This window comes from Gynurincola endophyticus, from assembly GCF_003991195.1.
GTDB classification, from domain to species: Bacteria; Bacteroidota; Bacteroidia; order Chitinophagales; family Chitinophagaceae; genus Gynurincola; species Gynurincola endophyticus.
Map to the genome: position 1 here is coordinate 169,947 of NZ_RCWL01000006.1, position 13,051 is coordinate 182,997.

Genomic DNA, 13,051 nt, shown 5'->3' on the forward strand with positions numbered 1-13,051 from the left:
AGCCTTCCGGAAACGGAGGTTAAATATTGATAAAAATCCGGGGTTTGTCACCAAATTATCATAAAGATGAACCTTTTCTGTTAACTTTGCGCATTGAAAGATTGATTTATGAAAAAGCTCCATATCGTAGCATTAATTGGAATTGCAGCGAGTTTGATGGTTATTTTAACTTTTGTAGGTGATTTATCTACTTATGAAACATTAGCATCTGCAAGACAAAAAGAAGGTAAAACTGTTACTGTGGTTACTCAGTTAGACCATTCAATGGAAGATCCGATTATTTATGACCCCGCCAGAAATGCCAATCTTACTACTTTTTACGTGGTAGATACACTGGGCAACAAAGCTAAAGTTCACTACTATTTCGAAAAACCATTCGATATGGAGAAATCTGATCGTATTGTGTTAAAGGGTAAAATGCAAAATGGCGTATTTGAGATTACCCGTAAAGATGGCATTCTGATGAAATGTCCTTCTAAATACAAAGACAACCCTAACGCAACTTACGAAACACTTACTCAAAACGTAAACTAATCCCTGATGAACTTTGTCGGCGAACACTTATTACCGGGTCAAATAGGACATTTCCTGGTGATACTTTCTTTGGTAGCATCTTTGGTGGCAATGATTGCCTATTTTAAAGCCGCTACTGTTCAAAATCTTCAGGAAGCTTTAAGCTGGAAGAAATTGGGACGAATTGCATTTGCAGTAGATGCATTTTCTATTACTGCAGTTTTTGCAATCATTTTCTATCTTATTTATAATCACTACTTCGAATATTATTACGTATACAATCACTCTGACCGTTCTTTATCGGTGAAGTTTTTGTTGAGTAGTATCTGGGAAGGGCAGGAAGGTAGCTTTTTATTGTGGGCTTTCTGGCATGGCGTAATTGGTCTGATGCTGATGAAAACCGCTAAGAAATGGGAAGCTCCTGTAATGACCACGATCTCTTTTGCACAGGCGTTGATCAGTACAATGATTCTGGGTATTTACATTTTCGATCTGAAAATGGGTAATTCACCTTTTATCTTAACTCGTCAGCAGTTTCCAGACGCGCCTATTTTCCAACGTCCGGATTATGTTCACCATATCGCAGACGGTAATGGTTTGAACCAATTGTTGCAGAACTATTGGATGGTGATTCACCCGCCGATTTTATTCCTCGGTTTTGCCGCAACTATTGTTCCTTTTGCGTATGCTATTGCCGGTTTATGGAAAAAGGATTTTGGTGGCTGGACAAAAGTATCTATGCCCTGGTTATTGTTTTCAACTGCAGTTTTAGGGTTAGGTATTATGCTGGGCGCGATATGGGCGTATGAGTCTTTATCATTCGGTGGTTATTGGGCCTGGGATCCGGTTGAAAATGCTTCTCTGGTTCCATGGATGATATTTGTGGCAGCAATCCATACGCAGTTGGTGTATAATTCTACAGGCCACTCTTTAAGAGCAACGTATGTATTTTATATATTAGCATACATTTTTATTATTTATTCTACCTATTTAACAAGAAGCGGTGCTTTACAGGATACTTCGGTACACGCTTTCGTAGATACGGGTACCAGCTGGCAGATCAAAGCATTCTTATGGTGTTTTGTAATTCCTCCCGTTTTCCTGTTAATCAGAAGATATAAACAAATACCGGCAATTCAGAAAGAAGAAAACTTATTGAGTCGTGAATTCTGGATGTTTATCGGCTCACTGGTATTATTTCTTGCGGGTATTTATATTATCGGTGCTACTTCGTTACCGGTGATCAACACTATTTTCGGAACCAGCCTGGATGTGGGTGAGAATGTTGAATTTTCTTATAACAGAGTACAGATATTTGTGGCTATCCTGATCGGTTTACTCACTGCTGTAACACAATACTTCAAATATAAAGATACTGCTAAGAAAACATTTTACCGCAAAATCGCACTGCCTACAATAATCAGTGTGGTGATTGCAGTTTGTATTTCTGTTTTTGGTGCAGTGAATTTTGTAAAATACGGAGCAGGTTTCTTAGCTGCTATTCATCTGGCTATTTTTGCTTCAGTATATACTGTTGTTGCCAACTTCTCGTATATCTGGATCGGTTTCAAGGGTAACCTGAAAGTTGCCGGTGCCTCTATTTCACACGTAGGATTCGGTTTAATGCTGGTAGGTATTTTGATTTCTTCTTCAAAACAGGAAATTTTATCCATGAACTGGGTGAATCCTTTAAACTTCGGAGAAGAGGCACAGCAAAAAGGTTGGGAAAATCTGACGCTCTATCAGGGTGTTCCATTTGATATGGGTGAATATTGGGCTACTTACACTGAAGACAGTACCGTCGATAACGGCAGAATTATGTACTTCTTTGTAGAGCTGGCTAAAAAAGACGGTTCTGAAACTTTTGTATTAAAGCCGGATGTTATCAAGAATACTAAAGGGGCTACCGGTTATTCTAATAACCCTGACTCTAAACACTATTGGAACAGAGATATATTCAGCTATGTAAATGCTTCTGATAAATTAATGAGCGGAGAAGATACCGCTACTTTCAGAAAGCATTCTGCAAAAGTGGGAGATACACTGTTTTTTATGGAAGGTTATATTAAACTGGATAGTGTAGTGGTGAATCCTACTACTTCTAAAAAGCAGTTTGGTGCTAATGATACTGCTATACAGGCTAACTTTTCTGTATATACTCAGGAACGTAAATTGTCAATAAAACCAATTTACTACCTTGAAAACGGACAACCTAAGAAAATTAATGATACCTTATTTTCGCAAGGGTTGGCTATCGGAATTGATAAGGTGATTGATGATCAAACCCTGGAGGTTTCAGTAAAAGAATCGTCGAGAATGGTACCTTTCATTGCCTTAAAAATTATAAAATTCCCATTCATCAATGTATTGTGGATCGGAACATTTGTAATGCTGCTTGGTTTTGCGATGAGTATGTTGTATCGCATCAGATTAAAAAAATAGATGATCTGAACATATTAGAAATTCCTCTCCGGTTATCCGGAGAGGAATTTTTTTTGAGAGAAGCTGTATAAAGCTTCTTTTCAGATGATCAAAACAAGAATGCCTCATCATAATTACGACTATATATTTTCATGGAAATATAGAGCCGGAGGTTATAGAATGATAAGGTTTAATGGTTTTAACCTGATGGAGGTGGAGTTATCAGATGAGTGAATCCAGGTATATGTCTTGTTGCTTCAACAAAACCATGATTTGAGTTTGTTTGATCAGGAATACGGGCTGATCTATCATCGACATATAATTGAAAAAATCATCTAATTAGCCAACCATGCTTTTTCAATGGTAGAAATCAGTTGGTCGATTGCCAGGGGTATTTTATTCAGTAAGGGTAATTTTTGTTCTTCTTCTTTTGTAAGCCGGTAAAACTGAATATCGGCTACATAATCCAGCATTAATTCTTCACCGATCAGGTTTTCAAGTAATAAAATGAGCGCTACCTGAATATCCTCGCGCGAAAAATCCTCCAGCGTATAGACGTGAATGGCAACTTTATTGAGGAAGGTGGTTATTTTAAAGCGAACGTTTTCTACATGAATAGTAGTATCTTCTAAACAAATACCTTCACAAAGATCTGCCCGTTGTTTAAAAGCAGCTACCCGAACCAGGGGAAAGGAGGGCGCATTGGCGGCGATAGCTTTTACCAAAGGCTTTAATGCAGTATTAGCCCCGCAGGAAAAAACCAGTTCGTAATGATACTCATCGAGGCGGTGGGCAATCTGAAAACAGAGATCCGGGTGAATTGCTTCCAGGTGTTTTTGCAGCTGATGTGCCGGTTTTTTAAGAACACAGTTTTGATTAAAGAATGTTTCGTATTGATTTTCAAACCATTGCCAGAAAAAACGAATATTGTCTGTATACTTTTCCATATAAATAGAAGGTTGTTTAAGTTATATACGGAAAGTGGAACAGGTTTGGATGATAGGTAAAGTGGATTTTTAATAGTTTATGCTGAAAGAATGAATTAGGCAAAGGAATATTGCTGTTGTCTGTTAAATTTTTGTATTTCAATGCCCTCTATTTTGAGTATGTTTTAAATTGTGTACTTTTAGTAAAGATGAAGAGTAAAGTATTTATATTTCTATGTAGCTTCCTTTTATCCTGTACCCTGGGTAAAGCGCAAGACACTATTCCCTATGTGCCTCCGCCATACGGGCCGAATGATACTTTACTGGTAGGTGCTTTAATTGAATCAAATACTTTGGTACCTTTTCAGTGGCTTGAGTGGCATGTGGTAACGGCTAAGTTATCGAAGCAACAGGCTAAAAGAATGAGTGAACGTAACCGGTTAAAAAATGCGGTGCTGGTGACTTATCCTTACGCCAAAGAAGCGGCTAAGATTCTTCTCGAAATGCAGGCGCATCTTGCTACTATATCTTCAGATAAAGACAAGAAAGCATATATAAAGTCGCGTGAAGCAGAACTAAAGAAAAAGTTCACTGATCCTTTAACGAACCTTTCTGTGTATCAGGGCAAAGTGCTGATGAAGCTCATTAACCGCGAAACCGGTAATAACTGTTACGAGATTATTAAAGAGTATAAAGGCGGGGTTTCTGCGCGATTCTGGCAAACAATAGCCTTTGTTTTTAATAGTAATCTGAAACAGCCTTATAGGCCGGATGGTGATGACCGCGAAATTGAAATATATGTGCGGGAGGCTGAGATAATGTACTTCGGAAGATTTTAATACCCGGTGTAGTTCTATACCCGTTTTTCTGTTTCTGATAATGGTATGATAGTAAGTCGTAATAAAAAACGATGGGCATAATACTGCTAAACTCAGGTTTAGGATTTAGGGGGTAAATGGATGATGAAAACACGGGTCAACCGGTTTAGTCAGTATCATATTACCCATCGCTGTATTTTTATAATTAATCAACTACCATTTTCTTCTTATAAGGTTCCTTTTCTTCACCACTGGCTTCTTTTATAATATAATGTTGTCTGATCAGCGGTTGCTTTTTGTGCATGTACTTGATAACTGATAGTTTGTAGTAATCATACAACATGATTACACATAATACGGCACACACAATATAAAAAGCAGAATAACTGATACTATAAAAAAGTAATCCTGTAATAATACCTCCGCACACATAACAGGTCATGATACAGAGCAGGAGTTGCCATTTTTCTCTAAGTTGTTTATCTGCACGAAACCTTTCTTTGGTAAACATGGAGAATAAAATTCCCAGGTCAGTTAATAAACCGGTTAAGTGCGTACTTTTTACAGAGAAATTAGAAATACTGGCGGTTAAACCGTTTTGTAATCCCATAGCAAAAAGCATCAGGGCTACTAATATTTCCGTTTCCTGTAAGGTTTCTTTGTAAAAGTTTTGAAGGTAGATGCCTACAAACAATAAACAAAGTGTTTCTAATATAAGCGGAGTGGCGTGCGCCAGGTATCTGCCGATATATTTATTTCCGTGAATAATGAGCATGTTTGCGGTAAAGCTTCCCAGAAAGAACAGCAGGATCCATAATAGAACTACTGTTGCCTGGTACCAGTTACCTTTAGCTATTTCCTGTGCGAAAATGGCAAAGTGCCCTGTTACATTCGAAGTGAATGCAAAGAATACAATCAGCGATATCACATTCACCATGCCCGACGAGAAGGCTGTGAGGCCTCCCAGCTTCATATTATCAGAGTGTGTTCTATGGGTACTGTATTTCCGTAACATTTTATCCTATTCTTTTAAAAGTCATTTTAATAATTCCACGTATCTGTAAATCAAAATTGAAGTAGAGTACCATTCTGTCTCTGGTAAGTTCTACTATCTGATAATCTTCTACACCTTCTGTTCCTTTCAGTTCGAGAATATGCCCCCGGCCTTTTACATTCCAGTTGAGCTCTTCTGCATTTTTGCCTGTTTCACCGATCTTTAAAAGACGATTCTGGCCGGTAAAATGCCATACAGGATCATGATGAATCACCAGTTTGCTACATATTTCTTTTTTTTGCTCTCCTGTAATCGTCAGTTCTTTTTTTCCATCTACATAATTAACTTTTTCATATTCCCATTCTACCTCCTGCCAGGTTCCGTTAATTAATGTTTCAGGGCTGTCAACTTTCGACAAAACGATAAAAGAACTTAACGCAATGCCTACTACCACCATGTACCAATAAGCTATTTTCATCATTTATGTTTTTTAAGATTAGTCAATACGAGCCAGAAATAAATCAGCCATTTGTCCGGTAGGAACAGTGTGATGATGTAAATATTCCGGCCAGTTAATTTCTACTTTTTTAACTGATACTTTTTTTAATAAATCACAAACGTCAAAACTTTGTTTGTTTTTAAATTCCATTCTGTATGATACAGGGATATAAATTTCATCGATGTCATTCGCGTCGATATAGTTATTAAAATAAGCGCGCGAGTGTCCGGTAATGATATCGGCATACATCGATACTATTCTGGACTGAAATTTATTTTTGATCAGGTTGCATGAATCAACAAACTCAGGAGTTTGTAAACTTCTTAACAGTTTAGCTCTTGAGAAAAACAAAATTTCAGGAATAGAAGCAGAAATGTCAATGCCGTGTAAAAGCACTATTTCCAGTTTCTCTTCCTTGCTTTGCTCGATGATATCAACAACTAGATTTAATGATTTAACAGAAAAATCTGTGGGTACTAATACTTTTTTTACTGATTCCATGAGTATTTATTTTTATCAAAGTTACCATCATGGCTATTGGAGACGCTTAAGAATAGGATTAGAAAAAAATTAGAGAATAAGAAGATTATTAGGTTTCGATTAGAGATCTTATAAGGTTGTTAGAAACCGATTAGAATTGAGGGAAAGCTTTAAGAAATTTAGGGAATTAAAAATTAAGAATTAAAAAACAGCTACGCAGATAAATTGAAAGAGGAAAGTTGAAAACTGAAAACGGCTCGCAGATAAATTGAATGTTGAGAATGGAAGACGGTTATGTAGTTTTTATGTTCAATTAACGAACAAGAGTTACACACACTTTCCATTTTCAATTTTCTACTTTCTATTAAACGAGCCGGCTTTTTTTACAACTTGTAATTACCGATAGGGAGGTTAATCTGAACAGTGGTTCCTTCTCCAAGAACGGAGTTAATGAGGAGTTTTCCTTTATGCATTAGAATGATATTGCGACTTAAAGGCAAACCGATACCATAGCCTTCGTAGTTGCCTGTATTAGAGGCTCTGAAGTAAGGGTCATAGATATACTGTATTTCTTTGTCAGGAATACCGATGCCGTTATCGCGGATAATAATCACTACGTCTTCATCTGAGGCCCCTAACGCAACCTGCACCATATTGTAGTCGGAATATTTGCATGCGTTTTCGATAATATTAGATAAGGCCAGATGAAGTAATTGCTCATTACCTTTCACTTTTAGTTTTTCAGGATTTTCCGGTAATAGGCTGAAGTCTATTTTTATTTTGAATCTACTGTTAATACGTTGTACGGTTTCTTTTACATCCATTAGCAGCTGATCAACACGTAGTTTGTCAAATACCTGCGATTTGCCGTTAAAACCGGTACGGGCGAGCAACAGAAGGGCTTTTGTTTTTTTATCGAGTTTTTCTGCCTCTTCCAGAATATTGCCTAATGCCAGCTGGTATTCTTCCGGCGTTCTGTTTTTAGACAAAGCAAGGTCTGCTTCTCCGATGATAGAAGTGAGAGGTGTATTGAGTTCGTGTGAGGCATTACTGATAAAGTTTTTTTGCGTTGCAAAGGCTGCCTCCAGCCTGTTCAACATATCATTAAATTTATTGGTAAGATCGTTCAGCGGGTCTTTATTGCTACGAACATCCAGCCTCATATGCAGATTTTCAGAACTGATATTATCAAGTTCATTCACAAACCTTCTTACCGGATTGGTCAGTGTATTTTTAACCAGCCTTGAAACAATCAGTATCATCACAAATGCAAGTACCAGCGAACTGATTAATAAACTGCGGAGGTGGCGGATGTGGTAAGAGTAGAAGAAGTTATCTGCCGTTACAATTACCGCATAGCTATTTCCGTTATTGGCATCGTAGCGGATACCGCTGTAAAACAATATACCTTCGTGACCGTCGGCACTACCGTTTGCAATGATTTCTTTAAAAAGGCTATTGGGTAAATGATTGGCATCAGAGTCTTTAATAATCCGGTTATTCTCTATTAAAAAGAAGTATTCTCTCTGGTCGGGTAGTTTTTCGAGAAATCCCTGATACATATCCCTCACATTTTCTACCTCTGAAGGGGTACCTAATTCCATTTGAGCGGCCATCTGAGCACGTACCGACATCCGCTTATAAAAGTCATTAAAAGCCAGATTGGTAAAGGAATAATATACATAACCGCTAAAAATAAGCGTATAAAAGATAAAAATTCCAATTACTATATAGATACCTCTGTTGTAGCTTTTCATTCTGAATCTTTTAATACATAACCCATACCTGTTACAGTGTGAATTAATTTCTTACTGCCGTATTTGTCGAGTTTTTTGCGGAGGTAGTTTACATATACATCTACCACATTCGTACCGATGTCGAAATTGATTCCCCATACCTCATCCAATAAATCGGTACGGGCCAGTACTTTCGTAGGATTTTTTATAAACATGAGTAATAGCCTGTATTCTGTTGAAGTCAACGATACTTCGTTATTATCTCTTTTAACCTGTTTGGTATAATCGTTTACTTCAAGATCTGCAAATCTGTAAACGTGCTGGTTTGCAGGTTGTGCAACATTTTCAAATTTATCGGATCTGCGTAAAAGATTACGGATGCGTGCTTTTAGTTCGATCAGTTTGAATGGTTTGGCGAGATAATCATCTGCACCGGTTTCTAATCCGAGAACAACGTTCTCTGCACTTCCCAAAGCAGTGAGAATCAGAATCGGAATATCTTTATACCCTTCGGTTCTGATTTTTTTACAGACTTCCAGTCCGTTCATATTCGGTAAAAGAATGTCTAGAATAATAAGATGAAAACGTTGCTTTTGTAACAGTTCGATACCACTCAGTCCGTCAGTAGCGTGAATAACTTTATAACCTACTTCTTCGAGGCTTTGTTTAATCAGGTCAGCAACGTGTTGTTCATCTTCTATGAGTAATATCGTATTCATGGCTATACTGTCAAGGTTTACAAAAATATCCGCCAGCAGTAAACAATCCAACCGCCGGAAATTAGAATCTGATTAGATTCTTTAATGGTATTAAAAGCTGATTAACTTTTAGTCAGGGAAGGGGCATTAATAACGACACATTCATCCAATGTGTTAAGAAAAACACTTGAAATTGTTAAGGAATATAGAATGTATTCAGGTAAGATTGCTTTATTGTGTTTGCTTCATCTTTTCGATGATACCGGTAGTGGAGAAGCCTTCAATAATAGGGTTGATCACTACTTTTCCACCGTTGGCAATTACTTCCTGGGCACCGGCAATTTGTTCTACGGTATAATCACCTCCTTTTACAAGTACGTCGGGTAAAAGAGCAGCAATGAGTTGCTGAGGAGTATCTTCTTCAAATAATATTACTGCATCCACCATCGATAAGCTGGCTAACAACAACGCACGGGCGTCTTCGTCATTCACAGGTCGTGATTCACCCTTTAATCTTTTAACACTTTTATCGGCATTAAGACCCACTATTAGTATATCTGCTGTTGCAGCTGCTTCAGATAAAGAGAAGATATGGCCTTTATGGAGGATATCAAAACACCCGTTGGTGAATGCGATTTTTTTTCCAAGAAACTTCCAGATGGCAATTTGTTGTTGCAATTTGTGGATAGCATAGATTTTCTCCGGAATTTTATTCACCTGTTTCATTTATTTTCTTTTTATTGAAGATAGGAAACAAAATTAATGCAATAAACCCTGCAATGGCAATCTGGAATATTTGTGCAGACCACATTAACCAGCCAAGTGCCAGGCCGATACCAGATTCTAACTGATACAACAACATTGTTTCCTGTATCATAGCCGGATAAGCGCCCAGGCCGCTGGGGGTGATAATCATGGCAATAGATCCGATAGACAAGGCACTCATCGACGGTAAAATGCCCAGGTGTTCAGTTTCTTTTAATGCCTGCATTCCGATATAAGTACTCAGGAAGTACATTAACCAGATAAACAGTGAATGAAAGATAAACCACCCTTTGTTTTTTACATATTTAATAGAGGTAACGCCTTTCCATGCATTGATACCTATTGCGCGTATTTTGCCGATAAATTTGATGTGTTGAAACTTATTGAGGAACCATATCAGCAGTAGTAACCCTGCGGCACCTGTTAATAATAAAATAAGTATTCCCCATGAACGGAAGAAAGCCGCCTTCTCACCAAAGTTTTCAGAAAGTACTGTTTCAAAATAATCGCCGATTACATTAACCTGTGTAAAGAATGTAATACCGATCAGCAACAGCAGGCAGATCACATCGAAGGCTCTTTCGGCTACGATCGTTCCTACCAGTTTGTCGGCAGGCACTTTTTCATACTTGGCGAGCGTTGTACATTTTAATACTTCACCTAAGCGGGGGAAGGCGAGATTTGCCAGATAACCGATGAGTACAGCCAGATAGGTGTTACGGAGGCTGGGACGGTATCCCAGCGGAGTCATCAAAATTTTCCATCTGATGGCTCTGCTGTAATGACTCAGCAGCAAACAAACGATGATCGGTATCAGTACCCACCATCGTGCATGTTTGATCGCATGGTTAATATCTACCCAGTCTGAAGGAGTGATTTTTTGGATCGACCACCATACTAAAAACAATCCTAATCCAAGAAAAAGGACATATTGTAAAATTGCAACTAGTTTTTTCTTCATACCGGGATACTAACGTTATAATCGGTTATTTTCGTTTGGAAATACTACACTTGGTTGAAAACTTTTGGCTTTTTCGAAGTCTATTCTTGCATAAGATATAATAATAACAATATCTCCCACGGCACCCTGACGTGCAGCCGGACCGTTTAAGCAACATACGCCGGAACCTCTTTTTCCTTTAATAAGATAAGTTTCAATTCTGGAGCCATTGTTAACATTTACCACCTGAATCTTTTCATATTCAATCATATTAGCAGCTTCCATTAAATCTTCATCTAATGTTAAGCTACCCACATAATTCAAATTCGCTTCTGTGATAACGGCACGGTGAACCTTTGATTTTAGAACTTCAATTTCCATGATCTTAACGTGAGCTTTTTTAAAAATTGCTGCAAGCTATAAAAGTTAGGCCATAAACCTTTATAATTTGGAAAAAAAATCGTATATTATTACTGTAAAGCAGTATATATGAGCTTATTGTCGATGAGTCTGACCTCATTCAAATAAGCGGCAATCATTGCCACTGCATCACGTTTCGGGTCAATCTGAACAATTGGCTCGAGCGTGGAGGCGTCTGCTATACCTACATAATCAACTTTAAAGCCTGCCTGCATTAATCGGTTTTGAGCTTCTTGTAATAACAAAGAAATGGGCAATATGTTTATATGGTCTCTCAGGTAGTCTAAAACCTGTGAAATAGTAACAGCGGTTGTTTTTTCTGTAGCGGAAAGACGCATGTTCCGCGAACTCATGGCAAGCCCTGAAGTTTCCCGAACAGTAGCTACCTGGATCAATTCGGTAGAAATATTTTTGAGTTCGATCAGTTTTTTAATCACCATACATTGTTGAAAATCTTTTTGACCCATATAAATTTTATGGGGCTGTACGGCATCTAATAATCTGGAAACTACCTGGCAAACTCCCTGAAAATGCCCCGGGCGGTAAGAACCTTCCCAAAGTTTTTCAAGACTGCCGAGTGGATAAGTTTCGAGTTTGTTGAGGCCGGCAGGGTAAATGGTAGCCACCGTGGGTACAAAAACCGCGTCCACACCGGCATTGGTTAACAGTTCAATATCTTTTTCAAGGGTAATCGGATATTTCTCAAAATCCCTTGGATCATTGAACTGGGTAGGATTAACAAAAATGCTGCAAATCGTTAATTTTGAGTGCTTTAAGGATTCCTGAAGGAGGGTTAGATGGCCCGTATGCAATGCTCCCATAGTGGGTACAAACCCGATTTCATCCTTACCTGCTAAAAAGCTTTGAAGCGCGTCAATTTCTTTGAAAATAATCATCTAAAATGTTGTTTAATCTAAACGAAACTGGCTATACGGCTCATTTTTTACGAAAAAAGCCTTAACTTTGCACCCTATTTCGAATAGGGATATTCTAACCAATTAATACCATAATGCTGACAAAGAAAAGAATTTTATTTATTGCCAACGAAATGTCTCCATATCTGGAGTTGACTGAATTTTCTGAAATCGTGAACAAATTGGCAATAAAAGCAAATGACAATGGTTACGAAGTTCGTTGTATTATGCCAAGGTTTGGGGTCATTAATGAACGTCGTCACCGCTTACATGAAGTGGTGCGTTTGTCAGGAATCAATGTGACGGTAGATAATGATGATTATCCACTTCAGATTAAAGTTGCCTCGTTACCAAATGCACGATTACAAGTGTATTTCCTCGATAATGAAGATTTATTCAAACGTAAGTATATTTATCATGACGAACAAGAAAAATGGTTCGATGATAACGGATTAAGAAGTGTTTTCTTCTGTAAAGGTGCATTGGAAACCGTAAAAAAATTCGGATGGCCTCCGGATATTATCCATTGCAGCGGATGGATGACAGGTTTAGTTCCTCTTTTCTTGAAAACTGCCTACAAAAAAGAACCTGTTTTTGCACATAGCAAGTTGATTTATACGATTGGAAGTAATACATTTACAGAAAGTTTGGGGGATGATTTCCTTCAAATAGCGAATATTAATGCAAATATTAAAGACAAAGATCTGGAGCCTTATGCAAGTGCAGATAATCTGGGTATGTTAAGAGGGGGTGCCAGCTATGCGGATGCTATTTCTTTCGGTACTGCAGATGTTGACCCGAGTTTAAAGGACGAATTCGGTAAAGTAAAAGGCAAAAAGGTCTTAAACTTTAATGAGGAATCAGATTTAACAGACTATTTGCAATTGTATTCCGACCTTGCTAAATAAGGAAAACAAATTCTAACCC

Annotated in this window: 14 protein-coding genes; 4 read left to right on the plus strand and 10 right to left on the minus strand. The window is 37.9% G+C overall.

Going from position 1 to position 13,051, the window contains the following annotated elements:
* The first annotated feature begins 108 nt into the window (after positions 1 to 108).
* Positions 109 to 534, plus strand: coding sequence for a cytochrome c maturation protein CcmE domain-containing protein (locus tag D9O48_RS12585; RefSeq protein WP_126973331.1), 426 nt, complete (start codon positions 109 to 111; stop codon positions 532 to 534).
* Between the two features lie 6 nt (positions 535 to 540).
* A complete protein-coding gene (gene ccsA / locus D9O48_RS12590) occupies positions 541 to 2,955 on the plus strand; it encodes a cytochrome c biogenesis protein CcsA (RefSeq protein ID WP_126973332.1) in 2,415 nt (804 codons plus the stop codon).
* Between the two features lie 314 nt (positions 2,956 to 3,269).
* Here the strand turns inward: ccsA and D9O48_RS12595 are convergent, their stop codons facing one another.
* Complete coding sequence (locus D9O48_RS12595; RefSeq protein WP_126973333.1) at positions 3,270 to 3,881, minus strand: hypothetical protein; 612 nt, start codon at positions 3,879 to 3,881, stop codon at positions 3,270 to 3,272.
* A gap of 188 nt (positions 3,882 to 4,069) precedes the next feature.
* Between D9O48_RS12595 and D9O48_RS12600 the strand changes: the two genes are divergently transcribed.
* Positions 4,070 to 4,699: a DUF4294 domain-containing protein gene (locus tag D9O48_RS12600; protein WP_126973334.1), complete on the plus strand. Its 630-nt coding sequence runs from the start codon at positions 4,070 to 4,072 to the stop codon at positions 4,697 to 4,699.
* A gap of 184 nt (positions 4,700 to 4,883) precedes the next feature.
* Here D9O48_RS12600 and D9O48_RS12605 read toward each other — a convergent pair whose 3' ends face one another.
* The 9 genes from D9O48_RS12605 to panC all read right to left on the minus strand — a co-directional run bounded on the left by D9O48_RS12605 (position 4,884) and on the right by panC (position 12,106).
* The gene (locus tag D9O48_RS12605; RefSeq protein WP_126973335.1) at positions 4,884 to 5,693 is read right to left on the minus strand and encodes a YoaK family protein; all 810 of its coding nucleotides are present in this window, start codon (positions 5,691 to 5,693) and stop codon (positions 4,884 to 4,886) included.
* A 1-nt stretch (position 5,694) separates the two neighbouring features.
* Entirely contained in the window at positions 5,695 to 6,153 is a 459-nt protein-coding gene (locus D9O48_RS12610; protein WP_126973336.1) for a hypothetical protein, read from the minus strand.
* A 15-nt stretch (positions 6,154 to 6,168) separates the two neighbouring features.
* Positions 6,169 to 6,672 (minus strand): hypothetical protein, encoded by a 504-nt coding sequence (locus tag D9O48_RS12615; protein WP_126973337.1) that lies wholly within the window; start codon positions 6,670 to 6,672, stop codon positions 6,169 to 6,171.
* A gap of 362 nt (positions 6,673 to 7,034) precedes the next feature.
* Complete coding sequence (locus D9O48_RS12620; protein WP_126973338.1) at positions 7,035 to 8,408, minus strand: sensor histidine kinase; 1,374 nt, start codon at positions 8,406 to 8,408, stop codon at positions 7,035 to 7,037.
* Positions 8,405 to 9,106, minus strand: a complete 702-nt coding sequence (locus tag D9O48_RS12625; protein ID WP_126973339.1) for a response regulator transcription factor — start codon at positions 9,104 to 9,106, stop codon at positions 8,405 to 8,407. The genes D9O48_RS12620 and D9O48_RS12625 overlap by 4 nt, the downstream gene beginning before the upstream one ends.
* Positions 9,107 to 9,316: 210 nt before the next feature.
* Positions 9,317 to 9,811: a D-glycero-beta-D-manno-heptose 1-phosphate adenylyltransferase gene (gene rfaE2, locus D9O48_RS12630; RefSeq protein WP_126973340.1), complete on the minus strand. Its 495-nt coding sequence runs from the start codon at positions 9,809 to 9,811 to the stop codon at positions 9,317 to 9,319.
* Positions 9,795 to 10,811, minus strand: coding sequence for a lysylphosphatidylglycerol synthase transmembrane domain-containing protein (locus D9O48_RS12635; protein WP_126973341.1), 1,017 nt, complete (start codon positions 10,809 to 10,811; stop codon positions 9,795 to 9,797). Before D9O48_RS12635 ends, rfaE2 begins: the two co-directional genes overlap by 17 nt.
* 15 nt (positions 10,812 to 10,826) lie before the next feature.
* A complete protein-coding gene (gene panD / locus D9O48_RS12640; RefSeq protein WP_126973342.1) occupies positions 10,827 to 11,171 on the minus strand; it encodes an aspartate 1-decarboxylase in 345 nt (114 codons plus the stop codon).
* A gap of 89 nt (positions 11,172 to 11,260) precedes the next feature.
* A complete protein-coding gene (gene panC / locus D9O48_RS12645; protein ID WP_126973343.1) occupies positions 11,261 to 12,106 on the minus strand; it encodes a pantoate--beta-alanine ligase in 846 nt (281 codons plus the stop codon).
* Between the two features lie 113 nt (positions 12,107 to 12,219).
* Here panC and D9O48_RS12650 point away from each other — a divergent pair, with 113 nt between their 5' ends.
* A complete protein-coding gene (locus D9O48_RS12650) occupies positions 12,220 to 13,032 on the plus strand; it encodes a glycogen/starch synthase (protein ID WP_126973344.1) in 813 nt (270 codons plus the stop codon).
* Positions 13,033 to 13,051: the final 19 nt, after the last annotated feature.

Coding starts and splice junctions, on each gene's coding strand:
- D9O48_RS12620 (WP_126973338.1), bottom strand. CDS start 8,408: ATGAAAAGCTACAACAGAGGTATCTATATAGTAATTGGAATTTTTATC.
- panC (WP_126973343.1), bottom strand. CDS start 12,106: ATGATTATTTTCAAAGAAATTGACGCGCTTCAAAGCTTTTTAGCAGGT.
- D9O48_RS12600 (WP_126973334.1), top strand. CDS start 4,070: ATGAAGAGTAAAGTATTTATATTTCTATGTAGCTTCCTTTTATCCTGT.
- D9O48_RS12610 (WP_126973336.1), bottom strand. CDS start 6,153: ATGATGAAAATAGCTTATTGGTACATGGTGGTAGTAGGCATTGCGTTA.
- D9O48_RS12595 (WP_126973333.1), bottom strand. CDS start 3,881: ATGGAAAAGTATACAGACAATATTCGTTTTTTCTGGCAATGGTTTGAA.
- panD (WP_126973342.1), bottom strand. CDS start 11,171: ATGGAAATTGAAGTTCTAAAATCAAAGGTTCACCGTGCCGTTATCACA.
- D9O48_RS12615 (WP_126973337.1), bottom strand. CDS start 6,672: ATGGAATCAGTAAAAAAAGTATTAGTACCCACAGATTTTTCTGTTAAA.
- D9O48_RS12585 (WP_126973331.1), top strand. CDS start 109: ATGAAAAAGCTCCATATCGTAGCATTAATTGGAATTGCAGCGAGTTTG.
- D9O48_RS12650 (WP_126973344.1), top strand. CDS start 12,220: ATGCTGACAAAGAAAAGAATTTTATTTATTGCCAACGAAATGTCTCCA.
- D9O48_RS12625 (WP_126973339.1), bottom strand. CDS start 9,106: ATGAATACGATATTACTCATAGAAGATGAACAACACGTTGCTGACCTG.
- rfaE2 (WP_126973340.1), bottom strand. CDS start 9,811: ATGAAACAGGTGAATAAAATTCCGGAGAAAATCTATGCTATCCACAAA.
- D9O48_RS12605 (WP_126973335.1), bottom strand. CDS start 5,693: ATGTTACGGAAATACAGTACCCATAGAACACACTCTGATAATATGAAG.
- ccsA (WP_126973332.1), top strand. CDS start 541: ATGAACTTTGTCGGCGAACACTTATTACCGGGTCAAATAGGACATTTC.
- D9O48_RS12635 (WP_126973341.1), bottom strand. CDS start 10,811: ATGAAGAAAAAACTAGTTGCAATTTTACAATATGTCCTTTTTCTTGGA.